Here is a 21568-nt window from a genome sequence, read left to right as displayed (position 1 = left end):
ACTACTCATGGTTTATTTCCACAAAAACGGCACATAGCTATCACAATCGCCCCGTAAAAATCGCGCTAACACTTGTGCTTGCAACCACGGCAGTAAACCCACCGGCACTGTTTCTTCAAACCACGGGTGCATTAAGGTGTCCTGTTTACGATCTTGCCATGCTGCCAACAATGTTCTACGGGGTTCATCCTTCAACGTGACTGAGCCATTGGGCCACGTCTCAAAATCCTTAATGACCAGTTGCCGCTTGTTAATTAACGACAACACGAATCGGTCAACCATGGGCCTAAATTCTTCTGCCAAATCCAGTGCCAATGATGGCCTACCGCTACGTAATTGATGTAAAAAACCACTCGCCGGATCAAGCCCGGTGGTTTCCAACGCAGAACGGCAATCATGCGTCAGCAGGGTGTAGCAGAATGATAATAACGCGTTAACAGGATCAGTCGGCGGCCTACGTCTTCGGGTATCAAGCTCAAAATCAGTTTGTCGGATCAAATGCTTAAACACGCCAAAGTACACTTGCGCCGCTTCGCCTTCGCGCCCCATCAATGTATCTATGCCTTTGCAATCAGCTAGCTGAGCTAAACAGCGGGTCAGGCGTTTTTCAGCGGTTTGCAATTCTGCGCGTATACCATCATCGCTGATGTTATCACCATGATCACGTAAATATCGCCTGATCACATAGCGCTGGTTATACAGCTTTCCCGTCAACATGGTTTGAGCAATGGCAACGCTTTTTTCCACATTATGCCCCGTCAGATGCTGCGTTCTGCGTAACAACACATTGCCGCTCACCGGGCCTTCTATCCGCGCCAGATACTTACCAAACATGTTTAAAAAGGTAATGGTAATGCCATTTTCCGCACAGTGCGCCATCAGGTATGACGAAACTGTCACTTGCCCGAAGCATACCAAGCCTTGCAATTTGTGGATGGGCACGCGGGCTTTGGTTTCGCTGTCGACTTTTAACACCAGGTTGTCATTGTCTTTATGCAGCCAGGAATTTTGCGTTTGAATATAAATGACGTTGCGTAATGGACGCATGTTTAATCCTCATTGAGCTGTTCAGCCAACCATGCGGCAGCCGATTTTTTAAAACCTTTGGGATGACATTGGTCGATCAACGAGCAAGCGTTGCATTTTTTCGACTTGTAGATGGCTTTGGGTGTGGTTTTGGTTTGCACAATCGTTCGGCAGGCTAGAATGGTTTGTGCGGTTAAGTCGCGTAATTCGGCATCAAAAATGACCGGATGCCGGCGGCGAACTTCGCCATAGAACAACGCGCCCTCAGGTACAGATACGCCGTGCATTTCTTCCAAACAGAGCGCCTGGGCGCAGAGTTGCACCTCATCGGCACGGTGCGTCTTGGGCTTGCCGCGTTTATATTCAATCGGATAGGGTATTTCTGTCCCATCCGCTTGTTTATGGTATTCAACCACGTCGGCAACGCCTTCAATGCCCAGTTCTACATTGGCTAAACGCAACGCCCACACGGTTCGAATTGAGCCGCGTTTTTGCTGATCGGCCTGATTCACCCGTTGATGCAACACCTGCCCTTCGGCGGTGAACTGGTTTTCTGTCCAGATGTCTTCCAGTTCAATCAAGGCAAATTGCCGTGGGCAAAAAAGATAATGTTGCAGGCGTGACAGGTAGATGGGTTCTGGTTCCATGTGCCTAATCAAACCAGGGATTAATTATCGGAATATCCAACAGATATTTCATATGAATGTTTTGGGTTTTTCGCGATTGGGTACTATTAATGGACTCATTGCTCAAAACCTAAAATGATTTTCATATACCGCTCAATCGTCGCCATTTCCCCTTCAGAAAGCGACGTCAACGGCTCTGAGGTGATGCGCTGATTATCTATCGCGCGGACTTGGTCAATCATGACATCGGATGATTTGTTTAGCGCCTCACGTGCGGCAAGGTTGAAGCGCAAGGGCTGAGCATTTGCATGAACCTGTGTAGTCAGCGGTAAAACAACAGTGCTGGGGTGGCCTACCTCGTTTAAATCATTGCATTGCAATATAAGCGCCGGGCGAATTTTTCCCGCTTCCGTGCCTTTTGAGGGATTGAAATTAACTAAATGCACATCACCCCGCTTAAAGCCCATCTGCATTACTCGCTGCTAAGGATTGATTGATTTCCAAGCTTTGGTTAGCCACTAAGCTAGACGCGTATTTGATTTGCTGGCGTAGCTTTTTTCTTTGTAGCATTTCTGCATAATAACGTAACGATTCAGCAATAATTTCACCGGTCGGTTTATTATTCTCTTTGGCAATGTCCTGTAATAACTGACTGACATTATCATCGGTTGTAAAGGTAATCGTTTGCATGTTACTCACCTTAATTATGTGATAGGCAATTGTTGGGTTACGCTATCGCTAACCCAACCTACGACTTTACACAATAAACCCAACTTTAAAATCCATCAATAATTTCAGGCTTCAAATTGCCAATTTCTAATTTTTTAGAGCTTTCAGAATCAGGCTTCAAATTATCTATTTGGTTTAATAAGTTTTTATCCTCGTTGTTATCTTCTTTCCAAGAGTCTATCAATTTCAATAATAAATCATGTACGTTAGCCGAAGAATATTGCCCTGCTTTTGAGTTGTGCTGCCACCAGATGACTTTTTTAACTGCCATTGAACCTGCGGGCCTCGCTGAAGATTCATCACCTTCAAACAGTTTGGGTAAAATGGCCTTGATGCTGTCGGCATCAGCATCACTAAAGCCGGTTTTATCGGCCAATTGCGGTGTCATAGCACCATAAGCCACGTAAATGGCGCTGTCCACGCGGTGTTTCATGCCCATGGTATCCGAACCTTTTTTAGTGCCATCGCCTTCGCCATTCACACTTTTAGTAATTTGGGTGCTGGTGATGCTGACAGGCTCTACACTAAAGGCGGATTGAATGGTCACCGGGCCTCTAATCGCAATGGAAACACCGGCGGCATCGGCTTCTTTGCCAAACGCGAAGACTTGACCAAAACTGCGTACATCCAGCCATTGCTCACATGCCCTTTTAGCAATTTTATCTTTAGTGTTTTCCGCGCTTGGCTTAAAGGCATTTTTGCCAAGACCAATAGGAGCTTCTGCCTCTGCTCTGTGTTTAAGGCTCGGCATACCATCGGTTTTTTTCTCGTCTGATTGCACAAAAATAGATGAACCTGCCGTTTGTAAACGGTCTCGTATTTTACGTTTTAAGCAAACATCGGTAACTTCACCAAAGCCGTCGTAGTCGGTACGGGGTCGATTGCCATTCAACGGATCGCCATTGGGGTTAGCATGTTTTACGCTGAAGATAATTGCAAAATCTATTTTGTGACTTAATGCACTCATTCTGAGTCTCCTTGTGATGGGGTTTCGTCGGTGGCTTCGGGATTTTCTTTTTTGGATTTTTCTGGTTTATTCCATAATGATTGGCGTTGGCAGTGAAACCCTAGCAGGAATTCACCAGAAAGTTTTTTGTCGTCGATAAATTCTTCTTCGTTAAATAAGCAATAGACTTCATCAAGTGTCTTTTCTAAGTACCCTAATAGTTTTAGGTTCTTTGACCGTAACCTAGTTTGATAAGGGTTTAGTGAGAGTTCAATACTTCTCCAAGTTGAATAGGGATGATCTGCGAAGCGCTGCATCAATTTTGCAGCGTTGGTGTCTCGGTTTTCATCAGCTAGATGCAGTGCTTGGTGTTCAAGATAATCGGCAATCGCCAAAAGGCGACCATACAAGTAATCTCGTGTGGTTCTGTTTTTTTCTAATGTCATCTGGTAAGTCCTTAGTTCTATTGGATGTCTTAGGTAATAGCCTTTGAAGAGCGCACAGGCAATGCCTAGCGTTTTTTCCCAATCGTCTTCAAACGACATTCCCTTATAATTTCTTTTTTTCATGCCTATTCTGTTACAGGCCCTGCGAAATGTTAACTCCACTAAATCGCGGGGAATCGGTAACGCATCAATAATGCAGGGAAGTAAGCGTTCTACTGTAGCTTTCTGCAATTTATCATCAATTTGCAGAGTGCCTTTATCATCGCGGTATCCATAGGCGACCTCACTTATATCTTTGGGTGATGGTGCTCCCTCGAATTCAATTTTTTTAACCGCTTTGCTGTTCCATCCATAGTTTTGTTGCCAAGCAAAATCTTCATGCCACTTTTTAATATGGTTAAGAAAATCATGACTAAACAGCTCGCGGTAGTAGATTATGCTCATGCGACCGGGGGTTGCAGAATCAATGCCCATAATGATAATTTGCTCAGTGGGGTTTAATTCGGCGAAATAACCGGACATGTATTTTTTAAGCTTCAAAGCAAATGACTGTCCTAAGTCAATACTGTGATCTAAAGGTGGATTCTGATCAGATTCTAAGTTTTGTTCTATTTCATCAAAATTAAACTCATCACTATCGAATAGTGACAAAGTATCTTGCCAAGGCTTCGGAATTGGCTTGCCTGACACTGCCCACGATATAAAAACTTGTTGATTTTTATCGCCATTTCTAAAACCTTGGCGTGAAATTAACCAACGTAAAGCATTGTGCGCTTTTTGTGAAACGTCAAAACCGATGCTGCAAGCTTCAGTGTTGTTAAAAAACTTACCGCGATAGGTATAACCACTGCTGTCGTTCGATGAAATTAACTTGGCACCATCGCCAGAGTTTCTAATAAATCTGGAGTGGTTTTCTATTAAACGAACTTTTTCACCCGTTATAAAACAAAGCCCTATTTCTGAATTTTTAAACTTATCAAACTCAATCCACTTATCAATTAAATCATTATCTTCCCAGGTGCCAGAACAAGGATTTCCGGCTTCTTCAACTTTCCATCGTACAAAAACCTTTTCAGCAGAAATTTTTGTTTTTAGCCCTCTTCTATTTGTAAAAGTTACTGGAAACTCTATTACTTGGTTTAAGTCCTGCCATAAACTTCGTTTTTCGAGATATTTAAAAATAGCTAGAATTTTGGGATGTGTATATTCTGATAAGCACCATTCTTCTAGCTGGTTTAAATACGCGTCACTTCTGGCTTGTATTACATCTGGAAAATCGGAAGCACAATAACCTAATTCGTCGCAAAGCGGATGTGGGGCAATTTTTGCCCCTGCTCGTCCAGCAGAAGCCTCTGTTGCCGGTATAAGTGTTAAAGAATCCTCGCCGGATAACAAAGTAATCCTGTCATTTTTTATATTTCCATTGCTATCGATAACAACCTCAATATGCGCTGTCTTAACAAAATGCGATATAGGCCAGGGTCTTGCTGTATCTAAACTAAATCCTTGATCATAAGCCTGATAAAGCTTTTCCATCCAGCTCATAACAACGCCTCTTCATCGGCAACGGCCTGCAAGTTGGAACCGATACCGAATTCTTTTACGGTCATGGGACGGACAAAACGGCTGATCGAACATTCTTCAGGGCGCGGGAATTCCAAAATCCCGTTCTTAAGCGTTGCCTGCCAAAATTGGCTGTGCAGTCCGTCAGCGCCGGTTTCATCCGGGTAGGCAAAGCTATGAAACATCAGGCCAAAGGCCAATTCGGGCGTTGTGTCGTAAAAGCCGTCGTCTTCGCCGAAATCACAGGGTTCCACATAACCCTGACAATCGCGGGTGCCTAAAAAAATATCCTGCCTGCCGCCTTTTTCCAGGGTACGTTTCAGAATGTTGTAATGCTTGCCGTCAATGCGGTCTCCTGCCAGTTCGGGGCGATGTTCGTTCCATTCAAAATGCGCCTGCACTTGGTATTCAACATCACGTAAAAAGGTATAAATGGACAATTCATTTAGTTTTTTACCACCACCGAAAACTATCGGCTTAGTACCTTTGGTTTGGGTACGCAAAGGTTTCATGACTCTAACTTTATCGACGTGCCATATCAGCGTTGGCTTCCAATAAATGGACTTGAGTACACCTTTGATCGCCTCATAGGTCGGCAGATGATATGAACATTTTTCACCTCCCACTTTGGTTATGGGATCGGTAAATAAGGCATACCTGCCCCATAATCGAAAACTAATGCTGTTTCTCACAAATGCTCTCCTTTATTTTATAAATCGAGAAAATCGAATTTACTAACAACCTCAGTAGACAAACCAAATTCTTTACTGTAATAGCGTTCATCCAGGCAGTACACACCTTCACCTGGATGAATTTCGATGACTGCTTGTTGATCAAGTAACTTTCTCCACACATTAGGAAACACGTTAACGCTAAATTTTTGCGCTTGCTTTAAACAAACGTAGTACCGAGCTGCCTCGAACTTTTTGGCAAGTCCGCAGAGTTCGATAATCAATTCTTTACCCTGCCCATACGGCACAATCACTGAATAGGTTGGTGCGTCTATAGCTTTAAATGCATTACCGGCAGTCATAAACGATTGCTTTAAGTCCAGAGGCGTATTTCTGCCAATGTTTTTTGAATTCTCACTAAGCAAATTCAATAGCGAGTCATCTCTTCCAGCTATTTTTGCATCCAATTTATAAGTCATATCTTCCGCTCGCTCATAAAAATAGTATTTAAAATAAAGCGCCATGACTTCCGGATCTAGCAAAGCTTTACCATCAACCTCGCTGAATACGCGCTTGGTTCTTTCACGCCCTACTTTGATGTCGATGAGTTGGTCTATGGTTTCTTTCGCCGGATTTACAACATGTACAATGGCCGTTTCTAAACGGCCATTTCTATTACACCGTCCTGCCGCTTGCGCTATCGAATCCAATCCCGCCAGAAAACGGATCACACTGGAAAAATCAATATCGACACCGGCTTCAATCAATTGGGTACTGAAACATAACACCGGCAGCTTTGCATCCAAGCGTTCCCGCATTCTGTGAAAAAGTTCATTACGGTGTGCGGAACATTGGTTGGTGCTTAAATGAAACAAACTGTCTGCATCAACTGTTTTCGAGCATTGCATATACAGCGCTTGCGCCCAGGCTTTGGTGTTGACGATAACCAGGCAATTGCCCTTGCCATCATATTCGGACAAGGCCAACGTCGCTATTTCATCCAACGACCAGCCTTCAGCTTTGGTTTTATTGCTGATTTCGACGCGCTTTAATTGGTCGAATAATTGTCTGACATCCGCTATTAATTCATTTTCTTTAGGTATCAGCAGTTGTCCTTTCTCTTGGGCCTTTAATTGATCCAGCAAAGGTTGGGTAGCCGTACATAACACCGCCGTGGTTTTTGTGTATGCACTTAAAAAGTTAAGTGCGTTACAAAATAGATGTGTACAGTTAATGGGTAAGGTTTGAATTTCATCAAAAATGATGACGCTGTTGGCCAGTTGATGCAGGCGGCGCACACCACGTGTACCGCCACTGAATAGCGTTTCTAAAAACTGCACCATCGTGGTCAGCACTATCGGAGCATCCCAATTTTCAGCCGCTAATTTGCTATGCCAGGTTTGGTTTTCGGGTTCTAAATTCGAGTGATGCTCAAGTACCCAAGGATATTCGTCGCCTTCCTGTTCAACTACCTTGCGGATGGCGTCGGCATTTTGTTCAATAATTGAGGTGTAGGGGATGATATAAATAATTCGCTCTAAGCCATGTATTTTTGCATGATGCAGTGCATAACGAAGGCTGGCATAAGTCTTCCCGCCTCCGGTAGGCACAGTCAGAGTATAAATACCTTGTGCATCCTGCGCTCGATCTTTACAGATGTCAGAAATCGTGTTGCGTATGGCGTTAATCGGCGTGTTGTTGACTTGTTGCTCGGTTAAAAACAACTCCAGTCGATTAATGGCAATATCCCATGACACGGCTTTATTTCGATAAGCCGCATTTTTCGGAATTTCAAAATCAGCACTGTTAATACGATCTGCGTCAATCAGACAGCTGAATAAAAACCGTGTCCAAAAACCAATATAAAAATGCTTAACCGCTTCAGATATTGTTTGTCCATGCTGTTCCTTTTGCCTGAGTAAGCTTATTTGCTTGAGCATGGCTAACATTAACGGCTTGTCGGCCAGTTTTCGGGCTTGCTCTAAAATATCAGCATCTATCTCGCCTGCATTTTGTTTGCATTCGGACAGATTGGACTTTTCATCCTCTTTGTCCATGCGCTTTCCGAAACCATTGATGCCATCCTGTGTTAAACAATCAATCAAGCCGCTGTGATGCGAGGCAATACACAGCGCCAGTATTTGGCCGCATAACTTGCCTTCGCCATTCTTGCCGTATTTACTCAGTGCTTGCCATACCCATTGAGCGCCTGCGGTGGAATGATCTATTTTGCCTTTTAGCGCACCGGCATTAACGAAGTCTTCACTATCGGAGTCAATTAATCCCGTACCAGACTGAATATAATCCTGAAAAGATTTACTGTATTTACCAAAATCATGCAAAAGCCCTATCAACTCGCCTGCTTCAGGGACATTGATTTTGGCAGCTAATTTTTTGGTAATCGCAGCAACTTCCTGTAAATGCTCTGCTACCGTTTGAATAGCTTTATCTGATGATCGGACGTGGGCGGTGTACAGTGTGTTTGCTTGGTTTTTTATCATCGGTTTCTTTTCCACTAGATTATCTGAATGCTACACAAGACGCCTACTAAATGACAAATATAGGTATTTCCCCTTTGCTCGTTCCCAAGCTCCAACTTAGGAATGCGGCATCCGAAGTTTCGGCGTCGCGTACTTCTGGAAGCTGGAGCTTCCAAATAGGGTTCCCAAGCTGGAGCTTGGGAACCAGCAGATGAAATTGTCGCTTAATCAACTCAAGGCGCTGTACAAGCCAGGAACATTTCATAGATACTAAACTCCAGCTATAATATGACACCTAAGTTACAATGCATAAATAAACTTTATATAAACATAACATGATAAATAATCTTTTGCAACCGCCTATAAAATGGGAACAGCGTCAGCGCTTAACGTTGCTGGAAGCGACTGTGTTTTGGAGCGGCGAGTTTTTTACCAATGTGCTGATGGATGGTTTCGGCATCAGCCGGGTGCAGGCGTCCAAGGATTTCACGCTGTATCAGTCTTTATGCCCCGGCAATATTCGCTACGATAAATTTTTGAAACGTTATGTGGTTGACGAACCCTTTAAGCCGGGATTTATGACCGGCACGGCCGGGGAGTTTTTGCAGGTTTTAAAGGTTCGGCAAGATCGGGCCGGCAGCGCGGTGGTGACGCTGGTGAAAAATCTGCCGGAGGTTGAGGTGCTTGAACCGGTGTTCAGGCAAGTCAATGCGGCTGTTTTGCAGGCGGTCAATCAGGCGATTGTTGCCGGCAGGGAGGTGCAGGTGCGCTATCAATCGATGTCCCGCCCGGAACCGGCCCTGCATCGGCTGTGTCCCCATGCCCTGGTGTTTGACGGTTTGCGCTGGCATGTGCGGGCTTTTAGTTATACGCATCATGAGTTTCGGGATTTTGTGCTGGCGCGGATGTTATCGGCTGAACTTAGTTATTCTGCGGAGATCGATGCTTCTGAGGATACGGCGTGGCATGAATTTGTCGGCGTTCGGATCGGAGCGCATCCCGGTTTGAGCGCTACGCAAAAACAGGCGGTCGAGTTTGATTATGGTATGACAGCGGGGATTTTGGAACATCAGGTCAGGGCGGCTTTGGTGCCTTATTTTTTACGGGTTATGCGTATCAACCGTGACGATCTGACACGGGAGGCTATGGTTCAGCAGATTGTGCTGTTGAACCGGGATGAGTTGGAACAATATTGGGTGTTTTAAGGTGTCTATGGGGTACGACACTGTTTTATAGGATCTTCTCAAGTCGTTTAACCTAGAAAAATCATTTGATCCACGAAAAACACAAAAAGCACGAAAATATTCAAAGAGATACCCAGTTGTAGATCGTCACCCAAAGGGTGAATGACTGCGTAATACAACATACTGATTTCTTTCGTGTCTTTCGTGCTTTTCGTGGACTAACTGCGGTTTTTAAGTTTAATCATCCTCATCCGGAATTTGCCCTCTAAACTCTTCCGATAACAGCATTTGCCCTCCGGTGACAACCAGTTGCTCGCCGGCATTGATGCCGTTGCCGACAAAATAACCGCCGGTCGTTGCTGAATACTGATCTACAGCACGGCGGCTGAACTGTTGTTCAGCGGTTTTAATGTAAACGAAGGCCTGATCCAGGTGCCAGACTAAAGCGGATTTGGGGATAACGACGCCGGAGCGGTTTTCACCTTGTTCTGGTATCCAGGCCGCAACGCGCATGCCGGTTCTGATAGGGTTGGTGTGTATGCCGCAAGACTGCCCGGAGCAGTTGCGGCGACCATCAGTTTGGAAGAAATAGCTTTCGCCTTGCGCGGTGGCATCGGTTTGCGGAGCCGCCGAAATCAGTTCGGCTTTGCTGGCCGCACTGCGGTTTCCCGAGGCTTCAACGTAAATGCTCTGAATGTCGTTGGCCAGTTGTTTATTAACCGGCAAGGTAATTTGCAGCAGCGTTTGTTTGCCGGATAAAAAAGCGCTCAATTTATCGGAATCCGTAGATAACGCCCATTCGGTAAGTTTTCCGCCCCAATTGAGCCGGGCTTCATCTACGATAGCCTCGCTTTGAACAGCGCTTGCATCAACCTGGGCTTTATCGCTTTGCCATTGTGCTTGCTGAACTTGCATGTTGCGCTTCGATGTTGCGCCCTCACGATACAAGTCCTGCTGGCGCTTGATGTTCTGCTCGGCCTGCTTAAATCTTGCCGCCGCGCCGCCGCGCTCGGTTAACGCGAGCAAATACCGGTGTCGCAATTCAATCAGCGGCTGTAAATTGACCGCTCTGCCGTAAGCAGTAAATTCAGCATGATGGCTGACAGGGCCGAGTGTTATCGTTTGCAAACCCGATAACGACTGGGCTTGATTGGACAGGAAAAGTGTTCCCGGCTCTGCGGAACCCTGTCGCTTGACAACCGGCTTATCGTCATCATCGGCAAAAACTAAGGTAATACTGAGTAAAAAAATACAGGCTATTGAAAGAACATTCATGTGGACAGTAAAAGGGTGTGTGGATTGAAACATGTTATAAGATTTCCGTTCTTAAATGCATTTTTTTGTTGTTTTTAAAAAATTGCACGTTATCCTTGAAAACAAAGTAACTATCACTATTGAGACATTATCATGAGCGACCTACCGGATAACTTGAAGTACGCAATGACCCACGAATGGGTGCAGGTGGAAGACGATAACATCGTTCGCATCGGCATAACCGATTTTGCGCAGGAAGAATTGGGCGATTTGGTTTTTATTGAGTTGCCGGAACTGGGCCGTAAAGTCATGGCAAAAGAGCAATGTGCCGTAGTCGAATCGGTTAAAACGGCATCCGATTTATTCAGCCCGATTAGCGGCGAAGTGGTCGCTGTCAACGAAGCCGTGGCGGATGAACCTGAGCGGGTCAATGATGACGCTTATGGCACCTGGCTGTTTTGCATCAAGGCAAATAACCTGACCGAACTGGACGCATTGATGAACGCGGATGCTTATCAGCAAATGATTGAGCAATGATTTAGACTAAGGGTACAAGGCGAAAGATGCCAAACAATAGTCTTTTCACCTTGTATCTTGATAACTTTTATTTTAGCCGCGCTTGCTCCCGGCAGTCTTGCGGCATACACACCATCCCTGACGATAAAAAGGAACACAATGAGTGCATTAATATGTGGGTCTATGGCTTACGATACCATCATGGTTTTTCATGATAAATTCAAACATCACATTTTGCCGGAAAAAATCCATATTCTGAATGTATCATTCCTGGTGCCGGTCATGCGACGCGAATTCGGCGGTTGTGCGGGTAACATTGCCTACAATCTGAAACTACTCAATGAAGAGCCGTTAATTATGGCAACCGTCGGCCATGATTTTGAACCGTATGCCCAATGGCTGGCTCAAAACCAGTTATCCAGCGAATTCATTCAGATTCTGGATAATCATTATACCGGCCAAGCCTATATCACCACCGATGAGGAAGCCAATCAGATTACCGCATTCCATCCGGGCGCGATGAATTCGTCGCATTTGAATTCAGTGCCGACTGACCGACAAATCAGCATCGGCATCGTATCGCCCGACGGCAAGGAAGGTATGCAATTGCATGCCGAGCAATTCGCGGAACTGGATATACCGTTTATTTTCGATCCCGGCCAGGGCATGCCGATGTTTAATGGCGAGGAGCTGCTCAAGTTTATCGATCAGGCCACCTGGGTGACCTTGAACGATTATGAATCCGCGTTAATGCAGGAACGTACCGGCTTGTCGCTGGAACAAATGGCTGAACGGGTTGACGCGCTGATCATTACTTTGGGCGGCAAGGGTTCCCAGATATACACCCACGGCGAGTGCATTACCATTCCTGCGGCAAAACCCAAAGCGATACTTGACCCGACCGGTTGCGGCGATGCCTATCGTGCCGGACTTTTATACGGCCTGATGAATGAACTGGGTTGGGAAATTACCGGCAGAGTCGCCTCATTGATGGGCGCCATTAAAATCGAACATAACGGCACCCAGAATCATGCATTCGATATGGATAGTTTCAAGCAGCGATACCACGATAATTTTGGCTCTTCGCTTTAATCGTTAATCCTAAAAAAACAGTTAGTCCGCGAAAACCAAAAGTAGGCGCCTCTAGGCGACACAAAAAGCACGAAAATATTTAAAGAGATACTAATCTGTAGATCATTACCCAAAGGGTGAATGCTTTAATTGATTTATTTCGTGTTTTTCGTGGATAAATCGCCGTTCTTAGGTTACTTACTGATATTGTGTGCCTTCGTGGTTAATCCGATTTAAAAGACTTATGACTACCATTTAGTCTGAATTACAAAGAGCACTTCATGCTAAAACACACTCAAAACCTCTTAGACATCATGGCGCGCCTGCGCCACCCTGAAGAAGGCTGTGCCTGGGACGTCAAGCAGGATTTCACCAGTTTGATTCCTTACCTGATCGAAGAAGCCTACGAAGTCGTCGATGCGATTGAGCGCAATGACTATGACGATTTGCGTTCAGAATTAGGCGACCTGCTGTTGCAGGTCGTGTTCCATTCGCAGATCGCCGAAGAACGGGGACTGTTCAATTTCGAGCAGGTTTCGGCAGGCATTTGCGACAAACTGGTACGCCGGCATCCGCATGTTTTTTCCGATGCTGTTTTCAACACTGATGAAGAACGTCATCAGGCCTGGGAGCAGGAAAAAGCCATGGAGCGGCTGAAGAAAAATAAAACCGCTGAACAGGAGAGTGTTTTATCGGGTGTCGCCCGCAATCTTCCGGCATTGATTGAGTGTGAAAAAATACAGGATCGCGCCGCACATCACGGCTTTGACTGGCCGGATGTGTTGCCGGTTTTTGATAAGGTGATGGAGGAGCTGGATGAGGTTAAAGAAGCCTGGGAATCCGGTGATCAGGCGCATATTCAGGAAGAAATCGGCGACTTGTTGCTGGTCGTTGTTAATTTGGCCCGGCATTTAAACGTCAATGCCGAAGTCGCGCTCAGGGAAAGCACTAAAAAATTCTCCAGACGCTTTCAACACATAGAGCAACAGGTTGAAGCGTCGGGACTGAACCTGAAAGATTGCGAACTGGCTGAACTGGATGTTTTGTGGAACCAGGCAAAACAAGCCTTAAAAAACAAACCATAAACCCTGTCTCGCTTGCCTATCTGAAAAAGCTAACTAACCATCCTGCAATCGAACCGCCATCACATCACACTTGGCGTAATGCAGGACGCTATTTGCCGTTGAACCCAGTAATAACGACAGGCCATGCCGACCATGAGACCCGACAACGATTAAATCAACCTGCTCCCGCTCGGCAAGCTGGACAATCTCCTGTTTAGGTCCGCCCCAGACCATCCAGCGGTTGGCCTGAGCTACACCCAGCTGATCGCCAATTTGCATTAACTTGGCTTTCTCCGCTTCGAGCAGTTCGTAGCCTGAATCTTCGGTTAAAGGAATCACCGTTCCATAACCGGTATCCGGCATCGGAATATTATCCAGCACATGAATAAGACTCAATTTGGCCTGATATTTTTCGGCCAAGTCCTTTGCTCTTCGAGCGACCGTAGCGCCATGTTCAGAATAATCCACAGCCAGTAAAATGTGTTGATAAGCGCCCATTGTTTTTGCCTTGTTTCAGATTCGTTTCGTCCACGAAAGACACGAAAAGCACGAAAATTTTCAAAAGGACACCAAGCTGTAGGCCAGCACTAAAATGGTAAATAGCTAAATAAACCTAACGCATTGATTTATTTTGGTGTATTTCGTGTCTTTTGTGCTTTTCGTGGACAAATTGCGGTTTTTTACACCTTATGATAAATATCAGCACCTTCATCAAGAAACTGCTTGGATTTTTCATCCATACCCAGTTTTAAAGCTTCTTCCTCGGCAATCCCTTTGGCTTTCGCATAGTCGCGCACATCCTGACTGATTTTCATCGAGCAGAAATGCGGACCGCACATCGAGCAAAAATGCGCGACTTTGGCGGAATCTTTAGGCAAGGTTTCGTCATGAAATTCGCGGGCTTTTTCAGGGTCAAGACCGATATTGAATTGGTCTTCCCAGCGGAATTCAAAACGTGCCTTGGACATCGCGTTGTCACGCGCTTGTGCACCGGGATGACCTTTAGCCAGATCGGCAGCATGGGCGGCGATTTTATAAGTCACAATCCCTTCGCGGACATCCTGCTTGTTCGGCAAGCCCAAATGTTCTTTTTGGGTGACGTAACAGAGCATCGCGCAACCATACCAGCCGATATTGGCCGCACCTATCGCCGAGGTAATATGGTCGTAACCGGGCGCAATATCGGTCGTCAGCGGCCCTAAGGTGTAGAAAGGCGCTTCGCCGCATTCTTCCAGCTGTTTTTCCATGTTGACTTTGATCATGTGCAACGGCACGTGACCCGGGCCTTCTATCATGGTTTGCACGTCGTGTTTCCAGGCTATTTTAGTCAGTTCGCCCAGCGTTTCCAATTCGCCGAATTGCGCGGCGTCATTGGCATCGTAAATTGAACCGGGACGCAGGCCATCGCCTAATGAAAAAGACACATCGTAGGCTTTCATGATTTCGCAGATGTCTTCAAAATGCGTGTACAAAAAGCTTTCGGTGTGATGTGCCAGACACCATTTCGCCATGATCGAGCCGCCACGGGAAACGATGCCGGTCATGCGTTTTGCAGTTAATGGCACATGGTGTAAGCGCACCCCGGCATGGATAGTAAAGTAATCGACGCCCTGCTCGGCTTGCTCGATCAAGGTATCGCGGAAGATTTCCCAGGTCAGGTCTTCGGCTTTGCCGTTGACTTTTTCCAGAGCCTGATAGATAGGCACGGTGCCAATGGGCACAGGCGAGTTGCGCAGTATCCACTCGCGGGTTTCGTGGATATTTTTGCCGGTGGACAGATCCATGATGGTATCGCCGCCCCAACGTATGCCCCAGAGCATTTTTTCAACTTCTTCATCGATAGACGAAGTAACCGCCGAGTTGCCCAAATTACCGTTAATTTTAACCAGGAAATTGCGGCCGATAATCATCGGCTCCAGTTCTGGGTGGTTGATGTTGCACGGAATAATGGCCCTGCCTCTGGCGACTTCGTCACGGACAAACTCAGGGGTAATCGTATCCGGAATTGATGCACCGAAAGAATCGCCGGGATGCTGGTCTTTCCACAAATGGCGCATTTCTTCCATTTTTTGGTTCTCACGAATGGCGATATATTCCATCTCCGGCGTGATAATGCCCTGTCTTGCATAGTACATCTGCGATACGTTTTTCCCTGCTTTGGCTTTACGCGGTTTGCGGATATGCTCAAAACGTAGTTCGGCGGTAGCAGGATCTTCAAGACGCTGACGACCAAAATCCGAACTGGGGCCGGATAATTCTTCAGTATCGTTTCGCTCTGCAATCCAGGCTGAACGAATAGCGCCCAGACCTTTTTTTAAATCAACTTCGACATTGGGATCGGTATAAACACCCGAGGTATCGTAAACATAAAGCGGCGGATTTTTTTCTGCACCATTTTCCGCGCCAAAATTCACCGGGGTATCTGATAAAGTAATTTTACGCATCGGAACCTGTATGTCAGGGCGACTGCCTTGAACATATATTTTTTCTGACGCGGGGTAGGAATCGATCTTTACGCTACTGGATTCAGTAGACGTAACTTCTTTCAGGACAGCGCTCATGTTTATCTCCAACAACAAAACAATAAGGCGCAGGGAAGTCAGGGCTTTCCTACGCCGGTATTAACCGGGGTCAGGTTCAAAGGGTTTTTCTCAGCCTCCCTATCCCATGTAGCACACGGAAACAAGGAAGCACCCCTAGCCTTTACGGATGTCTTCCTAAGTTAAAGGATAATGCCGAAGATTGCAAGCTTAGACCGCTTCATTGGAACAACAAACACCATATAAAACAAATGGCTTTGATGACAAATGCCATTTATAATGGCCTTCTTTATAGTCAACATCAGTCCATCTACTGCCATTAAGATAAGATATCGGTTCATTGAAATATCCAGGGGAGAGAATTACGTGGAAGGTTTTTAGTCGAACGCTATCTCAGAAGCGCTCCGACCTAGTAGAAGAAATTGTCTATCAACACTGTAAAAATGATTTTTTTTACCAGCAATGTTAGAATCAATATAACTCCTGACTAACCAGATTTAACGGATGTCAACAGACTCTCAACAGAACACCAATTACTCACCGGCACTGGAATTTAAAAGCAGCACTTTTTCTGTGCCTGTTTTGGTTTTAGCCAGTAATGATGTTATGACTATCGAGCAACAATTACAGGATAAAGTTAATCTGGCTCCTGAGTTTTTCAAAAACTCGCCTCTCGTATTTGACTTGCAGGAGCTGCATAAACACGATCTCGACATTGATGTTACCGAGCTCACTAAAATCATCCGCAAGCTAGGCCTATTGCCGATAGGGATTCGTGGCGGCGATGCACAACAGAATCAACAGGCATTGAAACTGGGGATTCCTGTACATTCCAGTCACACCGTTGCGACATCTGCTGAAACGCAGAAACAACAAGTTTCTGAGCCTGAGTCTGAGTCACAAGCCGTTGCTGCAACCACCACCCTGATCACTCACCCTGTTCGATCCGGCCAACGCATTTATGCCTCGGGTGATTTGATCATTTTAGCCCAAGTCAGTGCCGGCGCAGAAATCCTGGCCGAAGGCAATATACATGTCTACGGCTCGCTGAGAGGCCGTGCTCTGGCAGGCGTACAAGGCAATACGGAAGCACGTATTTTCTGTTCCGATTTACAGGCTGAGCTTATTTCGATTGCCGGAAATTACAAGATCAGCGAAGATTTGGATGGTGTCGTTCTCAACCAGCACGTTCAGATCTATTTACAAAACCATACTTTAGTTATTAAAGATATTTAATTTATATTGCTCTTTGGAGGAAAAATTTGTGGCACGAATCATAGTCGTAACATCGGGTAAAGGCGGCGTGGGTAAAACAACCACAAGCGCCGCCATAGCCATGGGGCTTGCAAAAAAAGGTCACAAAACAGCGGTCATCGATTTTGATGTGGGTCTACGTAACCTGGATTTAATCATGGGTTGCGAGCGCCGCGTTGTTTATGATTTTGTCAACGTCATCAATGGTGAAGCCACCCTTAACCAGGCATTGATACGCGATAAAAACTGCAATCTGCTTTACATTCTGCCTGCCTCGCAAACTCGGGATAAAGATGCCCTGAGCCAGGAAGGTGTAGGCAAAATTTTAGACGAGCTCAAAAAAGACTTTAAATACATTGTCTGCGATTCCCCTGCCGGCATTGAAAAAGGCGCTCACTTGGCCATGTATTTTGCCGACGACGCTTTTATCGTAACCAATCCTGAAGTCTCTTCAGTGAGGGACTCTGATCGCATGCTAGGTATTTTATCAAGCAAATCACGCCGGGCCGAACAAAACGAAGAACCCATCAGGGAATACCTGCTGTTATCACGCTACTCGCCGGATCGGGTGAAATTAGGCGAGATGTTGAGCGTGGATGATGTACAGGAAATTTTATCGCTGCATTTACTGGGCGTTATCCCTGAATCAAAATCGGTACTCAATGCGTCAAATTCCGGCACCCCCGTTATTCTTGACGAAAAAAGTGACGCGGGCCAAGCTTATGCGGATATTGTTGCTCGCTACTTGGGTGAAGATAAACCACATCGATTCATTGATGAGAAGAAAGGCCTGTTTGGGAAGTTTTTCGGGAGTAAATAATGAGTTTATTGGATTATTTCAGAACCTCTAAAGCCAGTTCGGCGTCACTTGCCAAGGAACGACTGCAAATTCTGGTTGCTCACGAGCGCAGCTCCAGAAACCAACCCTCTTACCTTCCTCAATTGCAAAAAGAATTGCTGGAAGTTATTCGAAAATACATCAACGTAGAGCAAGATGCTATATCCGTTAATTTTGAACAAAACGACACTCAGGAGACACTGGAATTAAATATCGTGCTGCCTGAACATCAAACTAAGACTTCTTAACACAACCATTCAAACTAAAGGTGATCACTATGTCTAATATAATCGGCGATGCAGCCGGAGCAATCTGGAACTATCTGGAGAAAAACGGCCCTTCCAGCGTTAATAAAGTTACCACTGAAACCGGCATCAATAGAAATGATGTTCAACGCGCCATAGGTTGGCTGAGCAAGGAAGGCAAGCTGTCCATTGAGATGATAGGTCGCGCTGAAACACTATCGTTAAAATAAAACAGACATTAAGACGTTGCCATGCAACGTCTTAACTTTTCATCCTGCTTACATCAAAAACAGCGTTGCCAAGCCCAGGAACGCCATAAATCCAATGACATCGGTAACCGTTGTCAGTAAAACGCCGCCCGCCAATGCCGGATCTATTTTCATTCTTTGCAAGATTAATGGAATGCTTGCACCGGCGAAGGCCGCACAAATCAGGTTAATAATAACCGCGCCGCCTAATATCAGCCCGATACCGGCACTGTGGAACCATATCCCCCCAATGCTGGCAACGACGAAAGACCACAACACACCGTTTACGATACCCACCGATAATTCTTTTTTAAATAACTGAACCGCATTGATACCGCTGATCTGCCGCAATGCCAGGCCGCGAATAACCAGCGTTAAGGTCTGACTGCCGGCGATTCCGCCCATACTGGCGACAACAGGCATCAATACCGCTAAGGCGACAATTTGCTCCAACGTTGCCTCAAATAAACCGATAACCCAGGAAGCCATAAAAGCCGTCACTAGGTTAATACCCAGCCAGACAGCGCGACGCTTTGCACTGATCATGACCGGTGAAAACATGTCCTGTTCTTCATTCAGTCCAGCCATACTCATGAACGAGTGATCAGCCTGATCGCGAATCACATCAACAATATCATCAACGGTAATTCTCCCCAGCAATCGGCCATTCTCGGCGACTACAGGTGCTGAAAGCATATCGCGGTGTTCAAATAATAAAGCCACCTCTTCCGCCGACATCTGACAAGGAATACCGTCAATACTCGCATCCATCGATTCTGATACCAGGGTGAGTGGATCACGGGTTAATATCACCGATAAGGGCAAAACGCCTTGAAAAATATCCAGCTGATCGACAACGAACAAATTATCCGTGGCCTTGGGCAAAGATCCGCGCGTTCTTAAGTCCTGCAAAACCTCAGCCAGAGACTGATTTGCCTGTACCGTCAACACATCCAGACTCATTAATCCGCCGGCAGTATCATCATCATAAGATAATGCCGATGCCAACCGGTTTCGTTCTTGCTCGCCTATTGATGCCATTACCTGAGAATATAGAGGCTCAGGGATCACGTGTAACAGATCGACAAGATCATCCGATTCCAGGCTTTCAATCGCTTTAATCAGGTCATTGTGTGCGGTGATTTCAATTAACCCTCGCGCGACTTCAACATGCAACTGGACCAGGATCTCACCCATAACATCAGGCGGAATAACCGCCCAGATTTTCTTCCGATCTTCGGGACGTAGCGATTCAATTAAATGCGCAGTCTGCGCAGGATATAACTCATGAATAAAGCGCCTAATCTGATAGAGAGAGCCACTTTTCAACAATGCTGTGATCTGCTCTAATAAAAGCCTGTTATTGTATTTTTTTGCAGTAAATGGCATAGAAGATACATCCATAGAAATCTCCTTAAATAAAAAATGATTAAATGATAAATAGGCTTACTGGCCTATTTTGAATTGATCAGCAGATGACATGGAAAGATATTCTTCTCCATGCATAATCTGCATTCGGCATATCCCTGTGGGTTATGCCGGAAATAGAGTGAAGCGAGGCGGTGTGGTATGAAGCTCCAAAAAGAAACTTATTGCAATTCCCGATGGCGGACGATTACATTTAAAAAAGGGCCTTTAAACTGCTTGGCGAATGCATCCACCAGATAAACCGAGCGATGTTGGCCGCCCGTACATCCTATAGCCACGGTCAAATAACTACGTCCTTCAGCCTCAAATCGGGGAATCCATCGCTCAAGAAACCCGGAAATATCTTTAAAAAGCTCGGCAACATGCTCTTGTTCGTTAAGAAAATCGATGACCGGCTGATCTTTTCCTGTCAATCCTCGCAATTCCGGCACCCAATAGGGATTCGGTAAACTGCGGGCATCAAACACAAAATCGGCATCCAGCGGAACACCATGCTTGAAACCAAACGATTGAAACTGCAAAGAAATATGTCTGACATCCCTTTCGCCGACCCGCTCCCTGATAAGCTCACGCAACTGATGGACATGAGTTCGGCTGGTATCAATGACCACACTGGCATACCTGGCAACCGGCGTCAGCATTTCCTTTTCAATTTTTAATGCTTCTTTTAACGGTACATTTAAATCCGTCAACGGATGCCGCCGCCGGGTTTCACTATAACGTTTCAATAAGGTAGATTCTTCAGCCTGCATAAAGATAATTTCGCAATCAATCCCTTTGCTGCGAATTAAATCCAGACTTTCAGAAAAATTGATCAGGCTTTCGCTCTGGTTCCTGGCGTCAATGCCTATGGCTGTTTTTGCATAGGTAAGCTTATCCACCAGCATGACGTGGTTGATAAAGTCTTCCAGCAAGGTTACAGGTAGATTATCGATGCAGTAATAGCCGCAATCTTCCAGCGTATCCAAGACGATACTTTTACCCGAACCGGAAAGACCGCTGACGATTAATAGTTTCATAAGAAAATCAGACGAAGGGCGAAAGGCACAGGGCTAAAAAAGCTTTTTTGCCTTTCGCCCTTCATCTTTCGCCTCGTTCCTTATCTATGCTGTGCCGTTTTTTCTTTGTACTTGGTAATTTGACGATCTAATTTATCAATCATGTGGTCGATAGCCACATACATATCTTCCTGACTATCTTCGGCAAACAATTTAGCGCCGCTCAATTGCAATGTTGCCTCAGCCTTTTGAATTAATTTTTCCACGCTTAAAATAACGTGCACTTCGGTAACATTATCAAAATGACGGGCTAATTTTTCAAATTTTGAGTCGATGTGCGCTTTTAAAGCGTCGGTTACTTCAAGATGATGGCCTGTTACGATGACTTGCATGAGATAAACTCCTTTAATGGTGAATGATTAGTTTGTTATCAGCGTCAGG

The 21568-nt window shown here is 45.5% G+C and carries 22 protein-coding genes and 1 riboswitch; of the genes, 8 read left to right on the top strand and 14 right to left on the bottom strand.

The genetic code is table 11. From position 1 onward, the window contains the following. Positions 1 to 12 precede the first annotated feature (12 nt). The 8 genes from cas1c to cas3 form a co-directional block, all read right to left on the bottom strand. Complete coding sequence (gene cas1c / locus RW114_RS09160) at positions 13 to 1047, bottom strand: type I-C CRISPR-associated endonuclease Cas1c (RefSeq protein WP_340122450.1); 1035 nt, start codon at positions 1045 to 1047, stop codon at positions 13 to 15. Positions 1048 to 1049: 2 nt separating this feature from the next. Further along, positions 1050 to 1673, bottom strand: coding sequence for a CRISPR-associated protein Cas4 (gene cas4, locus RW114_RS09155; RefSeq protein ID WP_340122449.1), 624 nt, complete (start codon positions 1671 to 1673; stop codon positions 1050 to 1052). A gap of 95 nt (positions 1674 to 1768) precedes the next feature. Further along, positions 1769 to 2125 carry a type II toxin-antitoxin system PemK/MazF family toxin gene (locus RW114_RS09150; RefSeq protein WP_340122448.1) on the bottom strand — a complete coding sequence of 119 codons (357 nt, stop codon included), beginning with the start codon at positions 2123 to 2125 and terminating at the stop codon, positions 1769 to 1771. Beyond that, a complete protein-coding gene (locus RW114_RS09145) occupies positions 2109 to 2342 on the bottom strand; it encodes a ribbon-helix-helix domain-containing protein (RefSeq protein WP_340122447.1) in 234 nt (77 codons plus the stop codon). The genes RW114_RS09150 and RW114_RS09145 overlap by 17 nt, the downstream gene beginning before the upstream one ends. Positions 2343 to 2427: 85 nt before the next feature. Further along, positions 2428 to 3348, bottom strand: coding sequence for a type I-C CRISPR-associated protein Cas7/Csd2 (gene cas7c, locus RW114_RS09140; RefSeq protein WP_340122446.1), 921 nt, complete (start codon positions 3346 to 3348; stop codon positions 2428 to 2430). Continuing rightward, a complete protein-coding gene (gene cas8c, locus RW114_RS09135) occupies positions 3345 to 5318 on the bottom strand; it encodes a type I-C CRISPR-associated protein Cas8c/Csd1 (protein WP_340122445.1) in 1974 nt (657 codons plus the stop codon). Before cas8c ends, cas7c begins: the two co-directional genes overlap by 4 nt. Further along, positions 5315 to 6028, bottom strand: coding sequence for a type I-C CRISPR-associated protein Cas5c (gene cas5c / locus RW114_RS09130; protein WP_340122444.1), 714 nt, complete (start codon positions 6026 to 6028; stop codon positions 5315 to 5317). Before cas5c ends, cas8c begins: the two co-directional genes overlap by 4 nt. A gap of 17 nt (positions 6029 to 6045) precedes the next feature. Beyond that, on the bottom strand, positions 6046 to 8508 hold the full coding sequence (cas3, locus tag RW114_RS09125) for a CRISPR-associated helicase Cas3' (protein ID WP_340122443.1): 2463 nt from the start codon (positions 8506 to 8508) through the stop codon (positions 6046 to 6048). 314 nt (positions 8509 to 8822) lie between these two features. Here cas3 and RW114_RS09120 point away from each other — a divergent pair, with 314 nt between their 5' ends. Continuing rightward, complete coding sequence (locus RW114_RS09120; protein ID WP_340122442.1) at positions 8823 to 9692, top strand: BrxR family helix-turn-helix transcriptional regulator; 870 nt, start codon at positions 8823 to 8825, stop codon at positions 9690 to 9692. Positions 9693 to 9908: 216 nt separating this feature from the next. Here the strand turns inward: RW114_RS09120 and RW114_RS09115 are convergent, their stop codons facing one another. Next, positions 9909 to 10946, bottom strand: coding sequence for an efflux RND transporter periplasmic adaptor subunit (locus RW114_RS09115; RefSeq protein ID WP_340122441.1), 1038 nt, complete (start codon positions 10944 to 10946; stop codon positions 9909 to 9911). Positions 10947 to 11078: 132 nt separating this feature from the next. Here RW114_RS09115 and gcvH point away from each other — a divergent pair, with 132 nt between their 5' ends. The 3 genes from gcvH (at position 11079) to mazG (ending at position 13597) form a co-directional block, all read left to right on the top strand. Beyond that, positions 11079 to 11462 (top strand): glycine cleavage system protein GcvH, encoded by a 384-nt coding sequence (gene gcvH / locus RW114_RS09110; protein WP_340122440.1) that lies wholly within the window; start codon positions 11079 to 11081, stop codon positions 11460 to 11462. 138 nt (positions 11463 to 11600) lie between these two features. Then, on the top strand, positions 11601 to 12533 hold the full coding sequence (locus tag RW114_RS09105; RefSeq protein ID WP_340122439.1) for a carbohydrate kinase family protein: 933 nt from the start codon (positions 11601 to 11603) through the stop codon (positions 12531 to 12533). 260 nt (positions 12534 to 12793) lie between these two features. Beyond that, positions 12794 to 13597, top strand: coding sequence for a nucleoside triphosphate pyrophosphohydrolase (gene mazG, locus RW114_RS09100; RefSeq protein ID WP_340122438.1), 804 nt, complete (start codon positions 12794 to 12796; stop codon positions 13595 to 13597). 33 nt (positions 13598 to 13630) lie between these two features. Here the strand turns inward: mazG and RW114_RS09095 are convergent, their stop codons facing one another. Then, positions 13631 to 14074 carry a universal stress protein gene (locus tag RW114_RS09095; protein WP_340122437.1) on the bottom strand — a complete coding sequence of 148 codons (444 nt, stop codon included), beginning with the start codon at positions 14072 to 14074 and terminating at the stop codon, positions 13631 to 13633. A gap of 182 nt (positions 14075 to 14256) precedes the next feature. After that, positions 14257 to 16137 carry a phosphomethylpyrimidine synthase ThiC gene (gene thiC / locus RW114_RS09090; protein ID WP_340122436.1) on the bottom strand — a complete coding sequence of 627 codons (1881 nt, stop codon included), beginning with the start codon at positions 16135 to 16137 and terminating at the stop codon, positions 14257 to 14259. A gap of 29 nt (positions 16138 to 16166) precedes the next feature. After that, positions 16167 to 16284, bottom strand: a riboswitch (TPP riboswitch). Positions 16285 to 16620: 336 nt separating this feature from the next. Between thiC and minC the strand changes: the two genes are divergently transcribed. The 4 genes from minC to RW114_RS09070 are packed head-to-tail and all read left to right on the top strand — an operon-like array spanning position 16621 to position 18683. Further along, positions 16621 to 17352 carry a septum site-determining protein MinC gene (minC, locus tag RW114_RS09085; RefSeq protein ID WP_340122435.1) on the top strand — a complete coding sequence of 244 codons (732 nt, stop codon included), beginning with the start codon at positions 16621 to 16623 and terminating at the stop codon, positions 17350 to 17352. 28 nt (positions 17353 to 17380) lie between these two features. Continuing rightward, positions 17381 to 18190 carry a septum site-determining protein MinD gene (minD, locus tag RW114_RS09080; protein ID WP_340122434.1) on the top strand — a complete coding sequence of 270 codons (810 nt, stop codon included), beginning with the start codon at positions 17381 to 17383 and terminating at the stop codon, positions 18188 to 18190. Next, on the top strand, positions 18190 to 18456 hold the full coding sequence (minE, locus tag RW114_RS09075; protein WP_340122433.1) for a cell division topological specificity factor MinE: 267 nt from the start codon (positions 18190 to 18192) through the stop codon (positions 18454 to 18456). The genes minD and minE overlap by 1 nt, the downstream gene beginning before the upstream one ends. Before the next feature lie 29 nt (positions 18457 to 18485). Beyond that, complete coding sequence (locus RW114_RS09070; protein WP_340122432.1) at positions 18486 to 18683, top strand: winged helix-turn-helix domain-containing protein; 198 nt, start codon at positions 18486 to 18488, stop codon at positions 18681 to 18683. Positions 18684 to 18731: 48 nt separating this feature from the next. Here the strand turns inward: RW114_RS09070 and mgtE are convergent, their stop codons facing one another. The 3 genes from mgtE to hpf all read right to left on the bottom strand — a co-directional run bounded on the left by mgtE (position 18732) and on the right by hpf (position 21519). Beyond that, positions 18732 to 20105: a magnesium transporter gene (gene mgtE, locus RW114_RS09065; RefSeq protein ID WP_340122431.1), complete on the bottom strand. Its 1374-nt coding sequence runs from the start codon at positions 20103 to 20105 to the stop codon at positions 18732 to 18734. A gap of 185 nt (positions 20106 to 20290) precedes the next feature. Continuing rightward, positions 20291 to 21148: an RNase adapter RapZ gene (gene rapZ, locus RW114_RS09060; RefSeq protein ID WP_340122430.1), complete on the bottom strand. Its 858-nt coding sequence runs from the start codon at positions 21146 to 21148 to the stop codon at positions 20291 to 20293. A gap of 80 nt (positions 21149 to 21228) precedes the next feature. Then, positions 21229 to 21519, bottom strand: coding sequence for a ribosome hibernation-promoting factor, HPF/YfiA family (gene hpf, locus RW114_RS09055; RefSeq protein ID WP_340122429.1), 291 nt, complete (start codon positions 21517 to 21519; stop codon positions 21229 to 21231). Between the last annotated feature and the right edge of the window lie 49 nt (positions 21520 to 21568).

Source organism: Methylobacter svalbardensis, from assembly GCF_037671525.1.
GTDB lineage: Bacteria > Pseudomonadota > Gammaproteobacteria > Methylococcales > Methylomonadaceae > Methylobacter_A > Methylobacter_A svalbardensis.
The sequence above is the reverse complement of the archived record's forward strand: the minus strand, read 5'-3'. Positions and strand labels throughout refer to the sequence as shown.